The organism is Pseudarthrobacter adonitolis (assembly GCF_055412845.1).
The window spans coordinates 390,272-412,100 of sequence record NZ_JBVAYW010000001.1 but is presented as its reverse complement, the minus strand read 5'-3'; the positions used below and the strand labels follow the sequence as shown (position 1 = coordinate 412,100).

The following is a 21,829-nucleotide window of genomic DNA, read 5'->3' as shown; positions in this document are numbered from 1 at the left end:
GTGTCAGCCTCCCTGGACTGCGGTGACCAGTTCGACGTCGTCACCTTCGGCGAGGGCCGTGACGAACCACTGGCTGCGGGGTACTACTTCGGAGTTATGGGCGACGGCGACGCCGATTTTCTGCCCGTCTGTCGCCTGGCCGTTGGCTGCGAGCAGGCGGCCCGTGATCTGGCTGATGAGGGTGGTGATGGAGGCGTCATCCGCCACGGAATGGCGCGAGCCGTTGAGGGTGATGTTCATGCTGATTCCTTCTGTGGGTCGAGGTCCTTCGTGCTGCTGATGTCCTTTCGCGGGGACTGTGTGCCGGCTATGTGGTGCTTTCCTGAAAAGCGGGCCGGACTGAGCGCCCCCCATCGCGGGTCCGTCCGGCCGTCCAGCAGGTCCCGGCAGATGGCCGCCGCCGCCGGAGCAAGCAGCACTCCGTGGCGGAAAAACCCGGTGGCAACAATGAGCCCGGCAATGATCCCCGTGTTCCCTGTGCTTGGTGCGGACACCGGTACGCGGCCGAGGAGAGGTGCGTTGTCCGGGGTCGCCGGTCTTGCCCGTGCTGTGCATTCCAGGAGTTCAAGCTCCGAGACGGCCGGCACCAGGACCTGGGCGTCACGCAGCAACTGGTAGACGCCACCGGCCGAGACAGCAGCGTCGTCGCCTGAACCGGCGAGCGCGTCCTCTCGCTGCGTTGCCCCGATCACCACCGTGCCGTCCTGCCGGGGAACGATGTAGACGGGCACGCCATGGACCATCCCGCGGACCGTCGAGGTGAGGAGCGGGCGCAGGTGCTGCGGAACAGCCAGTCGAAGAATGTCACCGTAGACGGGCCGTAGCGGCAGGTGCAGTCCAACCGGCAGGCCATCCAGCGACGCCGCCTGCAATCCGTTGGCCACGATGGTCTCCCCGGCCTGGACACTTCCGCCGTGGGCGAGCTTCACGCCGCTGACGCGGCCGTCCTCCCAGAGAAGGGCAGCGGCCCTTTGGTCAACGGCGAATCCCCGGCGGGCACCTGCCACGGCGGTTCCTGCTCCCGGTTCGTGGACGGCCAGGACTTCCTGGAGGCACGCCAACAGTTTCCGTGGATCCACCTGGTGGTCTGCGGGGATGTCCAGGGCGCAGGATATGGCCGGGCTGAGCAGGGATTCCCTCGTCCTGGCCACACGGACAGTCAGGGGTTCCACCACCAGGCCGCTGGCCTGCTGCACGGCCCGAAGGTCCATCAGCGCCCGGCGGTCCGCAGCGTCCGCGCCGATGGCGAGGGTCGGCGTCGTCAGATATCCGGTATCTCCAGCCCCGGCCAGTGCGAGGTCTGCCGCGAACGCAGGCCACAGGCCGGAGGATGCAAGCATCAGCTCAAGGAGGTCTTCCTCCTGGTAATGCAGCTCGCTCACAGGAGCAAGCATGCCAGCGGCTGCCCAGCTGGCGCCGTTCCCGGGCGCGTCATCGATCAGCACCACGGAACGGCCGGATCGCCGAGCCGCCCAGGCTATGGCGTGGCCGATGACTCCGCCGCCGATGACTGCCACGTCGGCGTGCAGGACTGCGGCCGGGCCGGCTGATGCAGTCTCAGGTGGGCTGCTTATTGCAGGGGGCACGTGGTTCCTTCCCTACGCCGGTACTAGCCGGATCAGGTCAAGCGGTCGGCTCTGACGCCCTCTCAGCCCGGCCGCTTTGTGACGGCTGCAACGGGCTCCCGCAGTACCCGCCCAGTTTAGGGGAATTAGGCTGGTTTCCATGAACTCGCAATCCATCGCCGCTGCAGGCACGTCCTCCGCCAGCTCTTCCACCCCCGCATCTTTGACCGGAACAGACCCCGCTGGCGGCATAGGCACCGGCCTCCCGCACAGCGCCAGGCTGTACCTGTGCACCGAAGCGCGCCGGGACCGCGGGGACTTTGGCGAGTTTGTGGACGCGGCTTTTGCCGGCGGCGTCGACATCATCCAGCTCCGCGACAAGGCGATCGAGGCGGCCGAGGAACTGGAGTTGCTGGCCGTGCTTCAGGCAGCGGCCGAACGCCACGGAAAGCTGTGGGCAGTCAATGACCGTGCCGATATCGCGATGCTGTCCGGCGCCCCTGTCTTCCACATCGGGCAGAAGGACCTGCCGGTTGCTTCCGCCCGCACGCTCCTGGGCGGGCGCACAGCCATCGGGCTTTCCACGCACACCGCCGAACAGATCGAAGGCGCCATCCGGCTGTCCGGTGGGCTGACTGCCCAAGGCGGCCTGGACTACTTCTGCGTCGGACCGGTCTGGGCCACTCCCACCAAACCCGGCCGGGCCGCCGTCGGCCTTGACCTGGTGCGGTACGCGGCCGAAGCAGTCCGCGCTGCCGGTGGCACACAAGCCACGCTGCCCTGGTTTGCCATCGGAGGCATCGATCTCGGCAACGTAGAACAGGTGGTGGACGCCGGTGCCGGCAGGATTGTTGTGGTGCGTGCCATTACCGAAGCCTCCGATCCCGCAGCGGCCGCCGCGGCACTCCTGGCGGCCCTGGACGCGGGCGCATCCTGACAATCCCCGCGTGGCGGGCGGCGGGCGTGCACGATCCGTGGAAATCGGGCTAACCTGACTTTCGTGTCACATCATCGGTTGGCCCCCAATGTCCACGAGCAGACCAACGACCTCGCGGCGGCGCTGAGCGCCCTGCGGACCGAGCTGGAACTGCCGGGACCCTACCCGGCGGAGGCGGTCCGGGACGCGGAGGCGGCAGTGGCCGCACACGAGTTGCCGGGCGCTGACCTGACGGACGTGGACTTCCTCACCATCGATCCGGCATCATCCACTGACCTGGACCAGGCGCTGTTCATCGAGCGCGCGGGCACTGGCTACCGGGTGCTTTACGCCATCGCTGATGTGCCGTCCTTTGTCCGCCCCGGCGGCGGACTGGACGCAGAGACCCGCCGCCGCGGCCAGACGTTCTACGCCCCTGACGGCCGTATCCCGCTGCACCCGGAGGTCATCAGCGAAGGGGCCGGCAGCCTCCTCGCCGGGCAGCTGTGTTCCGCATATGTCTGGGAGTTCGGGCTGAACGACGCCGCGAAAGTCTCCAAGGTGGCTGTCCGAAGGGCCACCATCCGCAGCCGCGCCAAGCTGAGCTACAAGGGAGTCCAGGCCGAGCTCGACGCCGGAACAGCCGGTCCCGTCCTGCAGCTCCTGAAGGAAGTGGGCCTCAAGCGCGTCGAGCTGGAGCGCCGCCGCGGCGGTGCCAGCCTAAACATGCCTGAGCAGGAAATCGTCCAACTGCCCGACGGCGGCTACCGGATTGCCGCGGCGCCGCAGCTTCCGGTGGAGGACTGGAACGCCCAGATCTCCCTGATGACGGGAATGGCGGCGGCAAACCTGATGTTGGCAGGAAAAGTGGGCATCCTGCGCACCATGCCCGCCCCGGACGAGCGCTCCCTGCGTCACTTCCGCCTCCAGTCCGAGGCGTTGGGCAAGCCGTGGGACGGCAAAATCAGCTACGGCGAATACCTCCGCAGCCTTGATCCGACAGAGCCCCGGCAACTGGCCATCCTGCACTCCGCCGGCATGCTGTTCCGCGGCGCCAGCTACACGGCGTTCGACGGCACAGTGCCGGACGACGCCATCCAGTCCGCCATCGGCGCCGCCTATGCCCACACCACAGCACCGCTCCGGCGTCTTATCGACCGCTTTGTCCTGGTGATCTGCGAAGCCCTGAGCAACGGCAAGCCGGTACCGGACTGGGCGCGGGAAGCCCTGCCGTCCCTGCCGGAGATCATGGCCGGATCCGACCAGCTGGCATCGCGGATGGAACGCATGGCCCTGGACACCGTGGAGGCCGCACTCCTGGTCAACCATGTGGGCCAGGACTTCGATGCGATCGTGATTTCCGGCTCCAAGCCACAAAAAGACAACGGAAACGGCAACGGGAAAAACGGCAACGGCACCAAGATTGGCGCTGCGAAAAACGGGAGCGGTCCCTCGGGGATCATCCAGATCGCCGAACCCGCCGTGACGGCCCGCTGCGCTGGCGACCTGGAATCCGGCACCAAGGTGCGGGTCCGCCTGATCTCCTCCGATATTGCCGCGCGCGAGGTCCACTTCGAGCTCCTTGCCTGAACGATTAGCGCCCTGCCTGTTCGGCCCAAAGCCGGGATTCCGGGTCCGTACGGCTAGACTGAAGAAGTAGATATGGATGCCCGGTCGTTGATTTCCTTGATTTTGAATTCAACAAGCCCGCCCCTACGCGATCTTGAGATGCACCCGTTGGTCACCAGTGCCAGCATTTTGATAGCCCGCGATCGGCTTCCACTGGATTTGCTTGCGCGCCAGAGCGTGCTCCGGAACGGCCACGTTGGCCGGCCCGTTGAGCAGGCAGCGCCAATGCCCAAATGAATAAGGAAACTCCCCTGTGAGTGAATTGCATACCCACCAGATCCTGACTGATGACTCCGGCATCGAGACGATCGAACCCGAAGAAACCATCATCTCGGACGAGAAGCCGCACGAGATTGAGGAGAAATCCTTCGCTGACTACAACGTCCGCGCCGACATCGTGGAGTCCCTCGCCGACGCCGGGATCACCCACCCCTTCCCCATCCAGGCCATGACCCTGCCGGTGGCGCTTTCGGGCCACGACATCATCGGGCAGGCCAAGACCGGCACCGGCAAGACCCTCGGTTTCGGCATTCCCGCCCTGCAGCGCGTGGTAGGTCCGGACGACGCCGGCTATGACAAGCTCGCCGTTCCCGGCGCACCGCAGGCCCTGGTCATTGTGCCCACCCGCGAGCTGGCCGTTCAGGTGGCCAACGATCTCCAGAACGCGTCCCGGAAGCGCAACGCCCGCATCACCACCATCTACGGCGGCCGTGCCTACGAGCCCCAGGTGGAGGCCCTGCAGAACGGCGTCGAGGTTGTCGTTGGTACTCCCGGCCGCCTCATCGACCTCTACAAGCAGAAGCACCTCGTCCTGAAGAACGTCAAGATGGTCATCCTTGACGAGGCCGACGAAATGCTGGACCTCGGCTTCCTCCCGGACGTGGAAACGCTCATCGCCGGTACCCCTGCGGTCCGCCAGACCCTGCTGTTCTCCGCCACCATGCCCGGCCCGGTCATCGCCATGGCCCGCCGGTACATGACGCAGCCCACCCACATCCGGGCCGCTGATCCGGACGACGAGGGCCTCACCAAGCGCGATATCCGCCAGCTCATCTACCGTGCCCACAGCATGGACAAGATCGAAGTTGTTGCCCGCATCCTGCAGGCCCGCGGCCGCGGGCGGACCATCATCTTCACCAAGACCAAGCGCACTGCCGCGAAGGTTTCCGAGGAACTCGTGGACCGCGGCTTCGCCGCTGCCGCCATCCACGGTGACCTCGGCCAGGGCGCCCGCGAGCAGGCTCTCCGCGCCTTCCGCAACAACAAGGTGGACGTCCTGGTGGCCACCGACGTCGCCGCCCGCGGCATCGACGTCGACGACGTCACGCACGTTATCAACTACCAGTGCGTTGAGGACGAAAAGATCTACCTGCACCGTGTGGGCCGCACCGGCCGCGCGGGCAACAAGGGCACCGCCGTGACCTTCGTTGACTGGGACGACATGCCGCGCTGGGGCCTGATCAACAAGGCTCTGGGACTCAGCGTCCCCGAGCCCGTGGAAACGTACTCCTCCTCGCCGCACCTTTACGAAGAGCTGGACATCCCGGAAGGCACCAAGGGCCGCCTGCCCCGCAACAAGCGCGTGCTGGCCGGGGTCGACGCCGAGGTCCTCGAGGACCTGGGCGAGACCGGCAAAAAGAACACCCGCCCCAGCGGTGGCCGTGACGGCGGCCGCGATGGCGGCCGCGATGGCGGCCGCGACAGCAACCGTGACGCCGGCCGCTCCACCAGCCGCCGCACCGGCGAGCCCGGCGGACGCTCCGGTGACCGCCGTCGTCGTACGTCTGATGCGGCGACGGCCGGCACCAGCCCCGCCCCGGAACCGGCTACAGCGGCTCCGGCCGACGGCGAAGTGGACCCCCGTGCCCGCCGCAGCCGGACCCGGACCCGCCGCCGCAACGGCGAAGTGGTGGCCGGCGCCGACAACGGTGCGCAGCCCGGCAGCACCGAGGCATAACAGCCTCGATGACTGACACCGTCTGGGCGCCGGACGGCAGCAACCTGGTGGTTCACGCGGACAACGCGGAGTTCCTCCCCTCGCTGCCGGACGGCGCCTTCACCTTGATATACGTTGACCCGCCGTTCAACACCGGCAGGGTCCAGAAGCGCCAGGAAACCCGGATGGTGCTGAACACCGACGGTGACGGCGACCGCGTGGGCTTCAAGGGGCGTTCCTACGACACCATCAAGGGCGCCCTGCACCGGTACGATGACGCCTTCAGTGACTACTGGTCATTCCTGGAACCCCGGCTGGTGGAGGCCTGGCGGCTGCTGGCAGACGACGGCACGCTCTACCTCCACCTGGACTACCGGGAAGTCCACTATGCCAAGGTGATGCTTGACGCGATCTTCGGCCGCGAGTGCTTCCTCAACGAGATCATCTGGGCGTACGACTACGGTGCCCGCGCCAAGTACCGCTGGCCCACCAAGCATGACAACATCCTCGTGTACGTCAAAAACCCGGCGAAATACCACTTCGACAACGCCGAGGTGGACCGTGAGCCATACATGGCACCCGGCCTGGTGACACCGGCCAAGCGGGAGCTCGGGAAGTTGCCCACCGACGTCTGGTGGCACACCATCGTCTCCCCCACGGGCAAGGAAAAGACCGGGTACCCCACGCAGAAGCCTGAGGGCCTCATCCGCCGTGTGGTGACGGCGTCAAGCCGGCCCGGTGACTGGTGCCTGGACTTCTTTGCCGGTTCCGGGACGCTCGGCGCCGTGGCGGCCAAACTGGACCGGAAGTTCGTGTGCGTGGACCAAAACCAGCCCGCAATCGACGTGATGGCCAAGCGGTTGGGTGCCAAGGCGACCTTTTCGTCGTTCCCGGCCATCTAGGCCGCACTTAACGTCGTTATGGGCGCCCAAAACGACGTTAAATGCGACTTGCTTGTCAGCCGGTGGTTCTATCCGCACCCATGCATCAGCTGGATGCCGTGGTCAGACTGCCGGTTGTCCAGAACGACGCCGTTGGAGTCACAGTGCGCGTTGACCAGCAGCGCATGGCTGCCGTTCTGGAAGTTCCCCTTCTGGCCGATGGGCGCCGTTGGGTCAAGCTCCTTGAGCGATCCCGGCGGCACGAAGATCCAGGCGTTGTCCGCGACGCTGTAGGCCCAATTGCCTTTAACATAGAGCTGGAAGCCCGGGAACGGCTCGTAAAAAGTGGCCCCGGTGAGATTGTCCGGGCGGCTGGCGTTGGTACAGTCCAGCGCATTGGCGGCTGTGGGAACAAACATAAAGGCGGCAGCAAGGCCAGCCGCGGCCAGGGATTTCTTGAACATCGATTCTCTCCGTCACTCGTTGGACACTGCTTGAGACGAGACCTCCAATGGCGCGGCCTGCGCCGCTCCCCAGTAAGCGCTAGAGTACTCAGCGTCGACGACTAGTCAATACGCTGTAGTATGCTACGGCTCCGCACGCACCACGGCGGTTCCCGTGCCGAGTTCCTCGATCCGTGCCAGCACCTCTGCAGTCGTGAGGTTTTCTCCGAGCAGGTTCGGTTTGCCCGTTCCGTGGTAGTCCGATGAGCCCGTGATCAGCAGTCCGTGCTTGGCTGCAAGTCCCCTGAGGAAATCGCGCCCCTCCTCCGGGTTGTCGCGGTGGTCGATCTCCAGGCCCGCCAGGCCGGCGTCGATCATGTCGCGGTACGTGCGCTCCCCCACGATCCGGCCCCGGCCGGACGCCACGGGGTGGGCGAACACGGGAACGCCTCCTGCGGCCCGGACAAGTTCGACGGCGGTGGCTGGGTCGGGTGCGTAGTGCTGGACAAAGTAGCGCGAATGGGACGTCAGGATGGACGTGAACGCCTCCGAGCGGTCAGACACCACACCGGCCGCCACCAGGGCATCAGCGATGTGCGGCCGGCCCAAGGTAGCCCCGGGAGCCACATGGTGGATGACGTCGTCCCACGTCAGCGGGTAGTCTTCGGCGAGCAAAGTCACCATGCGTTCCGCCCGGGTGACGCGCGCGTCCTTGGCCTTGGTGATCTCTTCAAGCAGCCCAGGGTGGGCAGGATCGTGTAGGTAACTCAACAGATGCACACTGATGCCCTGCCCGGTCCGGCAGGAAACCTCCATGCCGGGAACCAATGCCACCCCGTTTTCCAGCGCCGCGAGGGACGCCTCAGCCCAGCCATCCGTGGAGTCATGGTCGGTCAGCGCCACCACGTCCAGGCGCGCCCGGGCAGCCGAAGCCATCACGTCGGCGGGGGTTTCGGTGCCGTCCGAAACATTCGAGTGGGCATGCAGGTCAATCCTCACTTGCCCAGCCTAGTTGACCGCGCCCGCGCCGGTATTGGCCCCGCCTCGGTGCTGGTGAGACGATGGTGCCGTGAACGACGCCGAAAATACCCTGAACTCTGCCTCCCAGCCCCTCGACGAGCGCGTCAACAACCGCTCGCAGCGGCCCAGTTCCGCTGCCTTCAAAACCTTTATGGCCAGCAACTGGGCGCCTTCCGAGCAGCAACTGCCGGCGCTCGACGCCGTGGCCAACTACGCCGCGGCCCGGCGCAAGGCCATCTCGGAGAAGTTCCAAGGCGAACGCCTGGTCATCCCCGCCGGTGCGCTGAAGGTCCGCTCCAACGACTGCGACTACAGGTTCCGTCCGCATTCGGGGTTTGCGCATCTCACCGGCCTGGGCCTGGACCATGAGCCTGACGCCGTCCTCATTCTGGAACCCGCTGGTGAAGGAAAGGGCGACGGCGGCGGTCACCACCGCGCCACGCTGTACTTCCGCCCGCTGGCCGGCCGGGATACTGAACAGTTCTACGCCGACTCACGTTCCGGCGAGTTCTGGATCGGTGCCCGGCCCACACTTGCCGAGTTCGAAGCGCGCCTGGGCTTGGCCACCGCCCATATCGATGGACTCGAGGCTGCGATCACCAAGAACGTGGGCGCCCCCGAGATCGGCGGCATCTCCATCCGGCTGGTCCGCAAGGTGGACGAGAACATCGACGCCCTGGTGGATACTGCCCGGTACAACACTGCCAAGGACCCGGACAACCTGGACCTCGCTGTCCTCGATGCACTGGATGAAAAGCTTTCCGAAGCGCTGTCCGAGCTCCGCCTCCTGAAGGACGAGTGGGAAATCGAACAGATGATGACGGCGGTAGCGGCGACTGTTGAGGGCTTCGTGGAGGTAGTCAAGGCCCTGCCTCGTGCCCTCTCCCATGCCCGCGGCGAGCGCGTCGTCGAAGGCGCGTTCTTTGCGCGTGCCCGCGAGGTCGGCAACGAACTGGGCTACGACACCATCGCCGCTGCCGGCAACAACGCCACCGTGCTGCACTGGACCCGGAACACGGGCAGGATCAACGCCGGCGAGCTGCTGCTGCTGGACGCCGGGGTTGAAGCGGACTCGCTCTACACCGCAGACGTCACCCGGACCCTGCCGGCCAACGGCACGTTCACCGAAGTCCAGCGCAAAGTCTACGAGGCAGTCCTGGATGCTGCCGACGCCGGATTCGCCGCTGCCCGGCCGGGTGCCAGGTTCCGGGACGTCCACACCGCCGCCACCATGGTGCTGGCGGAACGCCTCGCAGAGTGGGGCCTGCTGCCCGTGAGCGTGGAGGAAGCCGTCAGCCCGGAGGGCCAGCAGCACCGCCGCTGGATGCCGCACGGCACCAGTCACCACCTTGGCCTGGATGTCCATGACTGCGCCCAGGCAAAACGTGAACTGTACCTTGACGGCATCCTCACGGAGGGCATGGTCTTCACCATCGAACCCGGCCTGTATTTCAAGAACGAGGACCTCGCCATCCCCGCAGAGTACCGCGGCATCGGAGTGCGGATTGAAGACGACATCCTGATGACCGCCGATGGTCCGGTGAACCTCAGCGCCGCACTGCCCCGCAAGGCCGACGACATCCAGTCCTGGATGGCAGGCATCTACCAGGAACTGGACGGCGGGTTGGCAAGCGGCGCTGACCGCTAGCGGACGTTGCGTCCAGCGCATCCCCGCGGGGATGCGTTGGACGACCATACCCCTTAGGGAAGCTCTCATAAGGTTTTTGGCAATCGCTTGCCAAGAGTTGGCGTTGGTGAGGGCAGATAACGCGCCGCAGCTCCACCTCGGCGTTGCGGACCCTCACGCTGCGCCGCCAACCCCTCACCACCCAGTGGCTACTCGAGTCCATCGACGACGGCAGCTGATGTCCTCAGCCATCATCGGCAGGCCCATCAGCGACCTGGTCTGGGAATCCATCAGGGCCGAGTTCACCTTGCCTACCCTGGAGCAGGTCGGCGCCGGCTCTCCGAACGCATGGAAGTCCCGGACCCGGTGATGCGGCAGCTCGTCCGGGTCTTCTTATCCGGACTATCGAGGTTGGGAAGGGTTGCAAGGGTGGGCGTCCGTAGAGGCCTTGACCCACGGCATTAGGCTAAGAGCAATCGGCTACCGGCAGGGGAGAACCAAGATGAATGCTCGAGCTGTCCTCGTCGCCCTCGTCGGAACTGCTTTCTTGGTATTCGCATTTCCCTATATTTTTTCTTCTTTCAGTGCTCCTCCGAACGGCACCGAGACGCTCTTGCTCGTTGTGGCTCTGTGGATTGTCCGCTGGGGAACCGACCGCGTATGGGACAAGCGCCGCCGGTTGAACCGCTGACGAAAGGCCTCGATTCACGAGTTCTCCTTGGCCCGGCTGAGAATTTGAGTGCGTATTCAGTGGTGTCCTCATCAGCGCTCTTTGGCTTCGAATCGAACTCGTGGGATCCCGAGTTCGACGACCTCGCGGTCGTCGTGGTTCTGCATCTTATGCATCTGGGCGAGTTTCAGTTCGGCGCTGTTGAGCGTGACACGGAGGCCTTCGACGTCGCCGATCCAGCCGTGTTGTTTAGCTTCAGTGATGCGTTCTTCGAGATTGTCGATGATGTCCTGGAGCCGGCGAATCTGGGCTGGGTCGGGGCGGAGGAGCGCGCAGCGCAGGCAGGCGTGTTCGTGTTGACAGCCTGTTCCGTATGCCCGTCCGCAGCTGCCGAGGCTGAGTTTGCGTTGCACGAATGGGCTTCGAATTCGTCCCATTCGGCGGCGGTTGGTTCGCGGTATTCTTCGGTGGGCCGAATGACCCGTCGCTTTTCGATGAAGGTGCGGTGGTGCCGAATGACGTCCCTGGGATAAATCGCTGCGTATCCCTGAGTCGTCGCCAGACTGGCGTGCCCCATCAGCACCTGCACGATGTGTGGAGGCAAGCCGCTGGCAAGTGCCTCGGTCGCGAAGATGCGACGGAAATCGTGCGGGGTGAACCTCACCTCGGCACCGCTGACCTTGATACGCGCGCGTCGCGCCAAGTCATTGAGCAGCGTGGAGACGGTGGCCGTCGTCATCACGTTCGGCGGTCCGGCGCCACGGCGGCGGACGAACAGGTGCGGAAGAGGTGAGCTCAGCACTTTCTCAGCTGAGTCCCATCGCTGTGTCAGTGGTGCACCACCAGTGTCCTTGGTGACACGCGAAAGCACTCGGTAGAGCACGTGCACGAGCTCGGGGCCTGCCACCATCAGACGCTCGGTATCGGTCTTGCTCGGAGCGAAGTGCAGCAGCGGTATGGTCTCCCCGGTCCCTGGAACCTTATAGGGCTGGATGCTCATGTGCACCAACTCGAGGACTTCTTCGATCCGTGCACCGGTGTGTCGAAGCGTCTCAACAAGCGCCCAAGTCCAGAAGGCGTTGTCCTCTTCAAAGGACAGGTCCCGGTCCTTTCCATTGCGCCGAATCCGTACATGCGCATGTTCACTGCTCTGGAAGACTTCCCAAGCCTCACCTTCCATGTCGATAGTTTGGCCGGCGCCTGCCATCTTGGCATCCGCCAGGGTTGCTTCTGCTGCGCGGAGGGCCTGTTCGGCAGCCTCCACCAGACGGGGCAACACGGGAGCCAGTTCACGGGTGCGCTGCTGCATCGTTGCGATGGTCGCGCGCCGGTGCTTCACGTAACCACGGGTTTCCGCGAAGGTTACGGGGCTTGGGGCGACCCATTGCGCCCAGAAGGCATCTTCGAGTGCCCATTGGCTGATGTCGAGATAGAACGCCCGGACGGAGAAGAAGACGCTGTAAACTTCCCGGCGCGGCGAGCCGTCGGCCTTGACTTTGACCCTGGCTTTCCAGCCAGCAGCCTGCTTCGGAGTCAGTGCGAAGCTGCGTTGGCCTGGGTAGTGCTTGACGATGTCGGCGAAGAAGAGGCCGGCAAGATACCTGCCCAAAGCACAGAGCGAGGCGTAGTCGAGGCCAGCCGACCGGACCTGAAGATAGCGTATGAGTGGTTCCCGGCAGGGGCCGGTGATGTCGTAGTAGTCGACCATCTCATCCACCGTTTTCGGTCCGACGCGGAGCCGTGTGGGCATGGTCCCGGAATCGTGTCTGATCCATCCCAGCCCGTGCAGCACGGGCCATACGGCGGTCAGCCCGCTGCGGCTGACGTCGATCAGCTTCCCGGGAAGCTGGGTAGTCCGGTCGAGGATGTCTTCGGCTGTGAGCTGGCGGATCGATTTGCCTGTATGGGCCTGAATGCGACCTAAGGTAAGGATCCCGCTAGTGGCCTGGGCCGGTGAAGCCTTCGCATGGCGGAGGGCGTTTTCGAGTTTAGCTGTGTGGGCGGGATCCCGGAACCGGCTGAGTGCTTTCCAGAAGGCAAAGCGCTGACCCGCGATCCACCGGTGGGACGGGCGCATGACGTCCAGAGCCAGCAGCGGTCCCATCGCCGCATTGAGTCCTTCGACCTCGTTGCGATTCTTCGTGTTCTTGCTTGAACCGCCGACTATTCTGAGCCGCCACATCAGAGCGTCATGCCCGACCTGGCCCTCGAACAGCGCCCAGCGGTCCTGCCAGGTTTCACCCGGCAACTGCCTCAAATGACCGAGTAGGCGCCGAATGCGCGCCCTGTGCTCATGCACCTGTGGCCAGTACTGGCTGCAGTCCTCAAGACGGTTGATGATGTCCTCAATGCTGGCGCTGGTCAGCGGTCCAGAAGGGATGGGCGGCAGTGCAGGCGGTTGTTGTTCCTGTGGTGGCGGCGTGTGGTCATTCCAGCTTCGTCGTGCGGTCTGGATCTTATTGATGGGCGGAGTTGTCACTGGTTCCCCCAAAGCACGCGCAACTCATCGGGGTTATAGGGCTGACCGGCCGGTGAACTGTCAGCGGCAGGGGAAGTCCTGCTGCTCAGATGGGCCCGGTAATGCTCGATGACTTCCTCCATATGCGGAACCGCATAGACCGTGGTCGTAGTCAGCGACTGGTGACCCAGTAACTCTTGGACTTCGTGAAGGCCCATCCCGCCCTCGAGCGCTCGGATCGCGAACGTGTGCCGCAGATCGTGCAGCGTCCAGTTCGAACCGAGCAGGTCGTTGCAGCGTCTCAGTACGGCGCGCATGGCTTCGTAGGTCAGAGGACGGGGCTCGCCCCGCAGCGTGAGCCAAACCGGTTCATCCGGGCCGGCGACGCCTCCTTCGAGCTGATAGAGCCGAAGCCATACGAAAGCATCAGGCGCAGCGGGTAACCATTGCAGCTGGCCGCCTTTGCGGTAAACGCCGATCAGCTGGTCTCCCACGTTGACCCGGTCGCCCGTGATCCCGAGCAGCTCGCTCGCCCGCGCACCGCTGCTGACATAAAACGCCACCAACGCCCGGTCCCTGTTGGACCGCAAACGCCGAAACAGATCGTTGAACTTTCCATCCGGGATTGATTTGGGCACCCGGTGTGCCTCGCGCTGACGCAAGGGCTGGCGCCGCACCGGGGCAAACTCCCGCTGAGGATCATGATGCGCATGGGCTCGGCCACGGCGCAGCTCGAAAGGATTCACGATGGGCCCCTCACCCACCCGAAGCTGGAAAGCGTAAAACTCCTTGCACACCGTCGTCGTGTGGTTGATCGTCGCGGGTGAGTAACGCATTCCGAGATGCCTCTTTCCCGTGACAAGGTTCCGGCTCCCCCGCCGCTGCGGGACGTTACGATTCCCGACGAACTTCTCGGCCTGGCGCGCCCACAACACGAAGTCACGCGCTTCAAGGGACGTTGCCTGCTCCCAGCTGACCCCGACAGCCCACAAAAATCGAAGGAACCGAAGCAACGACAAGGCATAGGTTCGTACCGTTTGAGGCGAACGGTCCGACGCTGCCAGCTCAAGCAGATACTCCGTGGCAGGAGCGAACTCCTCGCCCACCGCGTCGAGGACCACGAACCCAGGAACACCGGAACGAGGAATCACCCGCCCGACGTTCGCGACAGTCAGTCCCTCCGCTCGATGCCGATCCGAACTGCAATCCGAGAAATCCATGACCAAAGCATGACGCTGACAGAGCTCGTCCCAGGCCGGCGACACGCGCCGTTAACCATCGACTTAGTCCGGTAAACAGATCATCGGCGAGGGAACGTACTGCCCGGGCTTCCAGTTCGTCCGCGGCGGCCAGGTCCACCCTGCCGTGGCGTCCCTGTTCCGGCACGCCCTGGAACTACGGATACCGCACAATTACTTCACTGCCTGGATGATCACACCCGACCGGGACCTCGGCGGGGCACGGCCGGTGGACTGCCTCCACCGGGTACCGCAGCTGCACCGCGCCCTGGGGGCTTCGCCGCGCAGCAGCCGGGAGCCAGACGAGCCAACTAGGCTGATGCTCGGGCCGTGGGCAACCCAGGCCTCCGGCGGCGCCGCCTAAGGTGTGGATTCGCCGGAGTCCTTGGCCGAGTCAGGCTGGGACTGCGTCCGGGACCGATCTGCGGCGGGCTGGCCTGTGCTGGCCTGTTCTGTGCCGGGCTGGCCTGTGGTGGCCTGGTCAGTGACGCGGACGCCGTACTGGGGCCGGCCGTCAGGGAGGTCCGGGTAGCGGACGGCGCCAACGGGAGCCTTCGCCGGCTGGGCCGCCGCCTCCGGCTGCGCGCCCTGGTCCGGCCCGGCGGCGTGGACCTGGCCGACGCCTTGGGCTGCCCCCTGGACCGGGGTGCCGGCACCCTGCTGTCCATAGGGGTCATTCCAGCTTGCAGGGCGTGCGGGTGCCGGACCCGGCTGATTGCCCGGCTGACCTTCCTGGCCGGGCTGCTGACCCTGCTGGCCCGTCTGGCCGGACGGCTGGTTCTGGTAGCCCTGGGGATTGTATGGGGCGGCTGCTGCGTCCGAGCGGGTCATGGGCAGCTGCTGGAGCAGCCGGCGCGCATCATGGGCAGCTTCCACCGACACCACCACGTCGTAGTTGGTGGCCACCACCTGGCTGGTGGAGGTGAAATCCCGCTTTCCGCGCTGCATGGCATACGTGACGATGCCGAACAGCATAAAGAAGGCGGCCCCCATCAGCACAGATGCCAGGATGGAGAAATAGCCGGGCGCCGGTGCGAAGAAGGAAAGCATGACGCCAACGAAGAGGCCAAACCACATACCGCTGAGCGCCCCGGAGAGAGCCACCCGAGGGTAGCTGAGGCGGCCGGTCACCCGCTCAACCATCTTCAGTTCGTTGCCCACGATGGAAACCATCTGGACCGGGAACTGCTGGTCGGCGAGGTAGTCCACCGCCTTCTGGGCATCCAAGTAGGAGGTGTACGAGCCTACGGTGTCACCGGTGGGCACCGTGCGGGCGTCGTCGGGCCCGCTGGGGCCACCGGCCTTGGGAGCACCAAAAATGTTTGACATACACCCATTCTTGCCCATCAGCATGTATGCCGCCTGTAAATTCAGCTAAAAGAGAGCAGACTCGGTAGCCTGTAGACGTGAGCACAAATCTTTCGCGCGTCTTCGTGGCCCGCCTGCTGGGTCTTGACGTCTTCGACCCCTTGGGCGACCGCCTGGGCAGGTTGCGCGATGTGGTGGTGCTCTCGCGTGGCAGCCGCGGTGCCCCGCACGTGGTGGGTATCGTCGTCGAAGTTCCCGGCAAAAAGCGGGTCTTTGTGCCGATGACACGCATTACCTCCATCGACCAGACTCAGATCATTTGCACGGGCCTGGTCAACCTCCGGCGCTTTGAGCAGCGCGGAGCGGAGACGCTGGTGGTCGCGGAAATGTTCGACCGCCGCGTCACTCTCCGGGACGGCAGCGGCGACGCCACAATCGAGGACATCGCCATGGACCAGCACCGGTCCCGCGACTGGTTCGTGAGCAAGCTGTTCGTCCGCCGGGGCCACTCCCTGTCCCCACTCAGCCGGCTGCGCCGGAACGAGACCATGATCATCGACTGGGCCGACGCGCTCCAAGGCGCCCGCACCGAACCCCAGGCAGCCACCCAGTTCGTGGCCAACCACGAGGACCTCAAACCCGCAGACTTCGCCGAGGCCCTGCAGGAAATGAGCGACAAACGCCGCTTCGAAGTGGCCAGCGAACTCCAGGACGAACGCCTTGCCGACGTGCTGCAGGAAATGCCCGAAGACGACCAGGTGGAGATCCTCTCCGCCCTCGACGTCGAACGCGCGGCGGACGTCCTGGAGGAAATGGACCCCGACGACGCCGCCGACCTCCTCGCCGAGCTCCCCACTGCACAGGCGGAGGAGCTTCTCCGCCTCATGGAACCCGAAGGCGCCGAGGACGTCAGGCGGCTCCTCGAATACGACGAGGACACCGCCGGTGGCCTGATGACGCCTGTTCCGGTGATCCTCCCCCCGGAGGCAACTGTCGCCGAGGCACTGGCCCACGTCCGCCGTGAGGAACTCTCTCCCGCCCTCGCCTCGTCCATCTTCATCACCCGGCCCCCGTTGGAAACCCCCACGGGACGGTTCCTGGGCGTTGTGCACATCCAGCAACTGCTCCGCTATCCGCCGCCGGAACCCCTGGGCAACCTCGTGGACAAGAACCTTGAGCCGGTCTCCGACCAGGCCCACATCAGCGAGGTGGCGCGCACCCTCGCCACCTACAACCTGAACTGTCTTCCCGTGGTCAATGACGCAGGCCGGCTCGTGGGGGCGGTGACTGTTGATGACGTTTTGGATCATCTGTTGCCGGATGACTGGCGCGCCTATGATGGCGAAGCCCCGATAAGAAAACTGGGAGGCCGCATTGGCTGACACCGGCGCCACTAAGAATCCCAATAAGAAGGCGTCGGCCAAGGGCGGACTCGACACACCCCTAAGTGGCCGCCAGCGCATCCTGCCGAAGTTCTCACCCGACCCGGATGCATTCGGGCATGCGACGGAAGGCTTCGCCCGGTTTATGGGCACGCCGCAGTTCCTGGTCTACATGACCGTCTTCGTCGTCGTCTGGCTGGTCTGGAACACGTGGGCACCGGCGGAGTGGCAGTTCGATTCGCGCCTCCTGGGCTACACCCTCCTGACACTAATGCTTTCGCTGCAGGCCTCATACGCGGCCCCGCTGCTGCTGCTGGCCCAGAACCGGCAGGACGACCGCGACCGGGTCTCCCTCCAGCAGGATCGCCAACAGGCGGCACGCAACCTGGCCGACACCGAGTACCTCACCCGGGAGCTGGCTTCACTGAGGATCGCGCTGCGCGAGGTTGCCACCCGCGACTACGTCCGGGCCGAACTGCGATCGCTCCTAGAGGACATGCTGGAAGCCCAGGAAGAGCTGCGGACCCACGATCACGCCGGTGCCGGCAGCCACGAGTCTCCGCGCGAGAAGATCAAGGACAGGCTTAAGGAAAAGCGCGATAAGCAGCGGAATCCCCGCACCCAGCTTCCCAAGCTCAAGCCCGGCCACGCCGTCAAGGACCAGGCCGCGAAGGAGCCATCCGTTCAGGACCCGGCTATCCCAAAGCACAACCCCATCACCGAAAGCTGAGCACTGCCGGCATGAGCGACCCCCTGGAGCAGGCAGTCCACGCTGCACTGACAACTGTGATCGATCCTGAGCTCCGCCGTCCCATCACGGAACTGGGAATGGTGGAGTCCGTGGACATCTCCGCGGACGGCCATGTCAGACTGGCCGTCCTGCTGACCATCGCGGGCTGTCCCCTGCGCGGGACCATTACTGCCGACTCCGAAAAGGCGCTGTCCGCAGTTCCGGGCGTGACCGCCGTCGAGGTTGAACTGAAAGTGATGAACCAGGCCCAGCGGGACGCCCTGAAGGAACAGCTCCGCGGCGCCTCCGGCCAGCGCGGGATTCCGTTCAACGAGCCGGGGTCGCTGACCAAGGTGTTTGCGGTGGCCAGCGGAAAGGGCGGCGTGGGCAAGTCATCGCTGACGGTCAACCTGGCCTGCGCCCTGGCCGCCCAAGGGCTCCGTGTGGGCATCGTGGACGCCGACGTCCATGGCTTCTCGATCCCGGCCCTGATGGGCATCACACAGGCTCCCACCCGGGTGGACGACATGATCCTGCCGCCGGTGGCCTACGGTGTGAAAGTGATTTCCATCGGCATGTTCGTCGCCGGAAACCAGCCGGTTGCCTGGCGCGGGCCGATGCTCCACCGGGCCCTGGAACAGTTCCTGACCGACGTCTACTTCGGCGACCTCGACGCCCTTTTCCTCGACCTGCCGCCCGGCACCGGTGACATCGCGATTTCGGTGGCCCAGTTGCTGCCGAAGGCCGAGATCCTGGTGGTCACCACGCCGCAGGCTGCAGCTGCCGACGTCGCCGAGCGCGCCGGTGCCATCGCCACCCAGACAGGTCAGACGGTGGCCGGCGTCATCGAGAACATGTCATACCTGGAAATGCCCGACGGCGGCAGGATGGAGCTGTTTGGAAGCGGCGGCGGGGCGGTCCTCGCCGAAAGACTCACAACGACGGTGGGCACCGAGGTGCCGCTCCTGGGACAGATCCCGCTGGACATCCTGCTGCGGGAAGGCGGCGATACCGGCGCGCCCATAGTGCTTGGCCGGCCAGAGACACCGGCGGCCATTGCCCTGACCGAAATCGCCGGAAAACTTGCAGCCAGACCCAGAGGCCTGACGGGGATGAAGCTGGGCCTGCAACCCCGCTAGCGCATCATCGCCCACCAGAGGCGACGTGGCCCTAGGTTGCTTCGGTATCGAACGGCGCGGGTTCGCCCAGCGGCAGCCATTGGACCACTCGTTCCGGACGGGAGGGAGCCGTCCCGCCTGTGGTAACGGCCCCTGCACCGGCGACGGCAGCTACCGCGGCCGGCGCGCCGGCACTGAGGGGTTTGGCGTCGTCGTCCAGGAGGGCTTCCTTGATGATGCGCCGCGGATCATACTGGCGGGGATCGTATTTCTTCCAGTCGACATCGTCGATGTCGATGCCGACTTCTTCCTTGATCTGCTCCCGTGCACCGGAGGCCATCCGGCGGACTTCCTTCACCAGATTCGCAAGTTTCTGGGTGTATTCGGGCAGGCGCTGGGGGCCGATCACCAGGATGCCGATGATCAGCAGGAGGAAGAACTCCGGGCCGTTGATTCCAAACACTTTAGGAAGATTACCCTCTCCGGAGCCCCGCTGACGATTCCAGCCCGCCAGCGTCGCAAAGTGCCTGTATCACGGAACCAGCATCTCCCCGAGTTTGCGGATTCCCCGCTCCAACCGGTCCGTGGGAGAGTCGTCCGCTGCGGTCACCGGGGGGGCGTCAGGCGCCGTGCTGACACCCGCGTTAAGTCCTTCAACGGCGAGGAGGCTGAGCCGCTGCAGCACCGGAACGGCGTCGTTGGCCTGTTCCGTCGGGAGGTCGGACTCAACCCTAAAAATGCCTGCCGCGGTCTCAACGGTGGCCGTCCAGGGCGCCAGGTTGCTGACCAGCGGCTTCCCATCGATCTGACCGGAGTTCTGCTCAGGGGTCTGTTCGGCGTCCGCGGGATGCTGTTCGACGATGGTGGCGTAGTGCCGCCCATCGGACAGGTGCATTTCCACCGCCGGCAGGCCATTGAGTGTTATGGCATTGGCGCTCCGGACGTGGAAGCCGAGTGACTCCAGCTCCGGACAAACCCAGCCTTCAGAGCGAAGGGCCAACAGCTGCGGGGCACTGAGCTCCCTGCCGTCGGCCGGCAGCTGGGCCGTATGCTGCACCAGGCTCCCATTGATGGCCGTTTGGGCTACGGGCAGGCTGTCCCCCGCCAGCGCAAACGCGCTGACAGCAAGAATTCCAGCGGCTGCGGCTGTCCCGCCGGCGGCGAATGCCAGGACTCTCGCGGCCCGGTAGGGGCTCGGGGCTGGCTCCGCTGCGGCCGCGAGCAGCTGCGTCCTGGCCAGTAGCCGGGCCGTCAGGTCATCGCTGGCAGGCGGCACGGCTGCGTCACGGAGCCGCTCGATGTACTGGCGTTCACGCTTCAGCGCCGCTGCACAGTCTGCGCAGGTCTGCACGTGGTCGGCACCGCGGTGATGCCGGCGGCCGAAGGGGTTCTGGGGCGTCATGGTGCCGATCAGAGGATGCTGGCGATGCGTGGCAGCGAAAGCTTCGGCTTTCGTCCTTGCTGTGGCCGGGGATCGCGGTGGGCCAGCTTTTCGCGCAGCATGGTCCGGCCCCGGTGGATACGGGAACGGACGGTACCCAGTTTGACGCCGAGTGCTGCGGCCACTTCGTCGTAGGACAGGCCTTCCAGGTCGCAAAGCACGACGGCTGCGCGGAAGTCCGGGGGCAGTTCTTTCAAGGCAGCCTGGACATCGAGGTCCAGGTTGTTCAGTTCGAAGCTCTGTTCCGGTCCGGGCTCCCGCCCGGGAATCCGGGATTCGGCGTCATCGGTCAGCGCGTCAAACCGGATGCGGGTTTTCCGGCGCGCCTGGTCCAGGAACAGGTTGGTGGTGATGCGGTGCAGCCAGCCATCGAGTGTCCCTGGCTTGAAATTCTCCAGTGACCGGAAGACGCGGACAAACACCTCCTGGGTGAGGTCCTCGGCGTCGAACTTGTTCCCGGTCAGGCGGTAAGCGAGCCGGTAGACCTTGGCGGAGTGGTTGGCCACCACTTCCTCCCAGGTGGGCCTGACCCACACAGCGGCGGAAACTTCCGTTACAGGGACAGGTGCCACACCTGATGCTGACATCGTCCACTCCCATCGTGGATTGCTATCGCCCGGATACTGTTGACATCTCTGGTTCGGCGCCGATCACCTCACGGATGACCGGATATCCATCATTTCAAAGTTGGCTGGGAATTTCCTGACCGGGGCGGTTCTTCAGCCAGAGGCGCAACGATTCCCTTCCGCGGCTGGCACCCCCGCACACAGTAGGCTGTACTAAACACTCCCCTGCCGCCCAGAAAGCGAATCACATGAGCGCCGACAAATCCACGAGCTGGTCCTATGCAGAAGATCTGCCCGCAGAGGATGAGGTCATGCTTCGTGCCAGGGAGCGCTCCTTCGAACTGGGCGTAACGCCCATCGGCGCAGGCGTTGGTGCGGTCCTGACGGTGTTGGCTGCGGGCTCTAAGGCCCAGACTGCCGTCGAAATCGGGACAGGCGCAGGCGTCTCGGGGGTCTGCATCCTGCGGGGGCTTGGGCCGCAGGCCGTGCTGACCACCATCGACGTGGACGTGGAACATCTGAAGGCGGCACGTGAAGCGTTTTCGGAGGCTGGCAGCCCGGCCAACCGCACCCGTACCATTTCCGGCCGCGCTGGCGATGTCCTGCCGCGCCTGACCGACTCCGCTTATGACCTGGTGTTTGTCGACGCCGACAAGCCCGGCCTGCCCGGCTACGTGGAACAGGCCGTCCGGCTCCTGAAGGCCGGCGGGCTGCTTATCATCAATGACGCGCTGGACAAGGACCGCGTGGCCAACCCGGCCGTCCGGGAGGCCAACACCGTTGTGCTCCGCCAGGTGGGCAAGGCCATCCGCGACGACGACCGTCTGGCGTCCGCGATGCTTCCCACCGGCGACGGACTGCTGGTCGCGGTCAAGAAGTAAATCCGCAAGAAATAAGCCAG

Annotated in this window: 21 protein-coding genes and 1 riboswitch; of the genes, 11 read left to right on the top strand and 10 right to left on the bottom strand. The window is 65.2% G+C overall.

What is annotated here, in order from left to right:
* Positions 1-3: 3 nt before the first annotated feature.
* Together thiS and thiO are read right to left on the bottom strand one after the other, a co-directional pair.
* Positions 4-240: a sulfur carrier protein ThiS gene (gene thiS / locus ACZYZ4_RS02070; protein ID WP_463857707.1), complete on the bottom strand. Its 237-nt coding sequence runs from the start codon at positions 238-240 to the stop codon at positions 4-6.
* The gene (gene thiO, locus ACZYZ4_RS02065; protein ID WP_463857706.1) at positions 237-1,586 is read right to left on the bottom strand and encodes a glycine oxidase ThiO; all 1,350 of its coding nucleotides are present in this window, start codon (positions 1,584-1,586) and stop codon (positions 237-239) included. The genes thiS and thiO overlap by 4 nt, the downstream gene beginning before the upstream one ends.
* A riboswitch (TPP riboswitch) is annotated at positions 1,578-1,698 on the bottom strand. (Overlaps the previous gene by 9 nt.)
* A 27-nt stretch (positions 1,699-1,725) precedes the next feature.
* Between thiO and thiE the strand changes: the two genes are divergently transcribed.
* The 4 genes from thiE to ACZYZ4_RS02045 all read left to right on the top strand — a co-directional run bounded on the left by thiE (position 1,726) and on the right by ACZYZ4_RS02045 (position 6,948).
* On the top strand, positions 1,726-2,502 hold the full coding sequence (gene thiE, locus ACZYZ4_RS02060) for a thiamine phosphate synthase (protein ID WP_463857704.1): 777 nt from the start codon (positions 1,726-1,728) through the stop codon (positions 2,500-2,502).
* Positions 2,503-2,565: 63 nt separating this feature from the next.
* Positions 2,566-4,071 (top strand): RNB domain-containing ribonuclease, encoded by a 1,506-nt coding sequence (locus ACZYZ4_RS02055; protein WP_463857702.1) that lies wholly within the window; start codon positions 2,566-2,568, stop codon positions 4,069-4,071.
* A gap of 292 nt (positions 4,072-4,363) precedes the next feature.
* Complete coding sequence (locus ACZYZ4_RS02050; RefSeq protein ID WP_463857701.1) at positions 4,364-6,067, top strand: DEAD/DEAH box helicase; 1,704 nt, start codon at positions 4,364-4,366, stop codon at positions 6,065-6,067.
* A gap of 8 nt (positions 6,068-6,075) precedes the next feature.
* On the top strand, positions 6,076-6,948 hold the full coding sequence (locus ACZYZ4_RS02045) for a DNA-methyltransferase (protein WP_463857699.1): 873 nt from the start codon (positions 6,076-6,078) through the stop codon (positions 6,946-6,948).
* Between the two features lie 68 nt (positions 6,949-7,016).
* Here ACZYZ4_RS02045 and ACZYZ4_RS02040 read toward each other — a convergent pair whose 3' ends face one another.
* Both ACZYZ4_RS02040 and ACZYZ4_RS02035 read right to left on the bottom strand, forming a co-directional pair.
* Entirely contained in the window at positions 7,017-7,391 is a 375-nt protein-coding gene (locus ACZYZ4_RS02040) for a hypothetical protein (RefSeq protein ID WP_463857697.1), read from the bottom strand.
* Between the two features lie 123 nt (positions 7,392-7,514).
* On the bottom strand, positions 7,515-8,369 hold the full coding sequence (locus ACZYZ4_RS02035; protein WP_463857696.1) for a PHP domain-containing protein: 855 nt from the start codon (positions 8,367-8,369) through the stop codon (positions 7,515-7,517).
* Between the two features lie 70 nt (positions 8,370-8,439).
* On the opposite strand from ACZYZ4_RS02035, the gene ACZYZ4_RS02030 reads away from it, so the two are divergent.
* Together ACZYZ4_RS02030 and ACZYZ4_RS02025 are read left to right on the top strand one after the other, a co-directional pair.
* Complete coding sequence (locus ACZYZ4_RS02030) at positions 8,440-10,038, top strand: aminopeptidase P family protein (RefSeq protein ID WP_463857694.1); 1,599 nt, start codon at positions 8,440-8,442, stop codon at positions 10,036-10,038.
* 217 nt (positions 10,039-10,255) lie between these two features.
* Positions 10,256-10,387, top strand: a complete 132-nt coding sequence (locus ACZYZ4_RS02025; RefSeq protein WP_463857693.1) for a hypothetical protein — start codon at positions 10,256-10,258, stop codon at positions 10,385-10,387.
* A gap of 487 nt (positions 10,388-10,874) precedes the next feature.
* On the opposite strand, the gene ACZYZ4_RS02020 is transcribed toward ACZYZ4_RS02025, so the two are convergent.
* A complete protein-coding gene (locus ACZYZ4_RS02020) occupies positions 10,875-13,166 on the bottom strand; it encodes a tyrosine-type recombinase/integrase (RefSeq protein WP_463857691.1) in 2,292 nt (763 codons plus the stop codon).
* Positions 13,163-14,365 (bottom strand): tyrosine-type recombinase/integrase, encoded by a 1,203-nt coding sequence (locus tag ACZYZ4_RS02015; protein ID WP_463857689.1) that lies wholly within the window; start codon positions 14,363-14,365, stop codon positions 13,163-13,165. Before ACZYZ4_RS02015 ends, ACZYZ4_RS02020 begins: the two co-directional genes overlap by 4 nt.
* A 208-nt stretch (positions 14,366-14,573) precedes the next feature.
* On the opposite strand from ACZYZ4_RS02015, the gene ACZYZ4_RS02010 reads away from it, so the two are divergent.
* The gene (locus ACZYZ4_RS02010) at positions 14,574-14,747 is read left to right on the top strand and encodes a hypothetical protein (protein WP_463857687.1); all 174 of its coding nucleotides are present in this window, start codon (positions 14,574-14,576) and stop codon (positions 14,745-14,747) included.
* Here the strand turns inward: ACZYZ4_RS02010 and ACZYZ4_RS02005 are convergent.
* Entirely contained in the window at positions 14,744-15,712 is a 969-nt protein-coding gene (locus ACZYZ4_RS02005; protein ID WP_463857685.1) for a YflT domain-containing protein, read from the bottom strand. The genes ACZYZ4_RS02010 and ACZYZ4_RS02005 overlap by 4 nt on opposite strands.
* A 77-nt stretch (positions 15,713-15,789) precedes the next feature.
* On the opposite strand from ACZYZ4_RS02005, the gene ACZYZ4_RS02000 reads away from it, so the two are divergent.
* Genes ACZYZ4_RS02000 through ACZYZ4_RS01990 form a run of 3 tightly spaced genes read left to right on the top strand, consistent with a single transcriptional unit; the run spans position 15,790 to position 18,942 of the window.
* A complete protein-coding gene (locus ACZYZ4_RS02000; protein ID WP_463857683.1) occupies positions 15,790-17,073 on the top strand; it encodes a magnesium transporter MgtE N-terminal domain-containing protein in 1,284 nt (427 codons plus the stop codon).
* Positions 17,066-17,803 (top strand): DUF1003 domain-containing protein, encoded by a 738-nt coding sequence (locus ACZYZ4_RS01995; protein WP_463857681.1) that lies wholly within the window; start codon positions 17,066-17,068, stop codon positions 17,801-17,803. The genes ACZYZ4_RS02000 and ACZYZ4_RS01995 overlap by 8 nt, the downstream gene beginning before the upstream one ends.
* Positions 17,804-17,814: 11 nt before the next feature.
* Positions 17,815-18,942: an Mrp/NBP35 family ATP-binding protein gene (locus ACZYZ4_RS01990; RefSeq protein WP_463857679.1), complete on the top strand. Its 1,128-nt coding sequence runs from the start codon at positions 17,815-17,817 to the stop codon at positions 18,940-18,942.
* 31 nt (positions 18,943-18,973) lie between these two features.
* Here ACZYZ4_RS01990 and ACZYZ4_RS01985 read toward each other — a convergent pair whose 3' ends face one another.
* The 3 genes from ACZYZ4_RS01985 to sigE all read right to left on the bottom strand — a co-directional run bounded on the left by ACZYZ4_RS01985 (position 18,974) and on the right by sigE (position 20,949).
* Positions 18,974-19,384 (bottom strand): twin-arginine translocase TatA/TatE family subunit, encoded by a 411-nt coding sequence (locus tag ACZYZ4_RS01985; RefSeq protein ID WP_463857678.1) that lies wholly within the window; start codon positions 19,382-19,384, stop codon positions 18,974-18,976.
* Between the two features lie 69 nt (positions 19,385-19,453).
* The gene (locus ACZYZ4_RS01980; RefSeq protein ID WP_463857676.1) at positions 19,454-20,323 is read right to left on the bottom strand and encodes an anti-sigma factor; all 870 of its coding nucleotides are present in this window, start codon (positions 20,321-20,323) and stop codon (positions 19,454-19,456) included.
* Positions 20,324-20,331: 8 nt separating this feature from the next.
* The gene (sigE, locus tag ACZYZ4_RS01975) at positions 20,332-20,949 is read right to left on the bottom strand and encodes an RNA polymerase sigma factor SigE (RefSeq protein WP_463857674.1); all 618 of its coding nucleotides are present in this window, start codon (positions 20,947-20,949) and stop codon (positions 20,332-20,334) included.
* 227 nt (positions 20,950-21,176) lie between these two features.
* On the opposite strand from sigE, the gene ACZYZ4_RS01970 reads away from it, so the two are divergent.
* On the top strand, positions 21,177-21,809 hold the full coding sequence (locus tag ACZYZ4_RS01970) for an O-methyltransferase (RefSeq protein WP_463857673.1): 633 nt from the start codon (positions 21,177-21,179) through the stop codon (positions 21,807-21,809).
* The last annotated feature ends 20 nt before the right edge of the window (positions 21,810-21,829 follow it).

Coding starts and splice junctions, on each gene's coding strand:
- thiS (WP_463857707.1), bottom strand. CDS start 240: ATGAACATCACCCTCAACGGCTCGCGCCATTCCGTGGCGGATGACGCC.
- thiE (WP_463857704.1), top strand. CDS start 1,726: ATGAACTCGCAATCCATCGCCGCTGCAGGCACGTCCTCCGCCAGCTCT.
- ACZYZ4_RS02045 (WP_463857699.1), top strand. CDS start 6,076: ATGACTGACACCGTCTGGGCGCCGGACGGCAGCAACCTGGTGGTTCAC.
- ACZYZ4_RS02040 (WP_463857697.1), bottom strand. CDS start 7,391: ATGTTCAAGAAATCCCTGGCCGCGGCTGGCCTTGCTGCCGCCTTTATG.
- ACZYZ4_RS02025 (WP_463857693.1), top strand. CDS start 10,256: ATGTCCTCAGCCATCATCGGCAGGCCCATCAGCGACCTGGTCTGGGAA.
- ACZYZ4_RS02015 (WP_463857689.1), bottom strand. CDS start 14,365: ATGGATTTCTCGGATTGCAGTTCGGATCGGCATCGAGCGGAGGGACTG.
- ACZYZ4_RS02010 (WP_463857687.1), top strand. CDS start 14,574: ATGATCACACCCGACCGGGACCTCGGCGGGGCACGGCCGGTGGACTGC.
- ACZYZ4_RS02005 (WP_463857685.1), bottom strand. CDS start 15,712: ATGTCAAACATTTTTGGTGCTCCCAAGGCCGGTGGCCCCAGCGGGCCC.
- ACZYZ4_RS01990 (WP_463857679.1), top strand. CDS start 17,815: ATGAGCGACCCCCTGGAGCAGGCAGTCCACGCTGCACTGACAACTGTG.
- ACZYZ4_RS01980 (WP_463857676.1), bottom strand. CDS start 20,323: ATGACGCCCCAGAACCCCTTCGGCCGCCGGCATCACCGCGGTGCCGAC.
- sigE (WP_463857674.1), bottom strand. CDS start 20,949: ATGTCAGCATCAGGTGTGGCACCTGTCCCTGTAACGGAAGTTTCCGCC.
- ACZYZ4_RS01970 (WP_463857673.1), top strand. CDS start 21,177: ATGAGCGCCGACAAATCCACGAGCTGGTCCTATGCAGAAGATCTGCCC.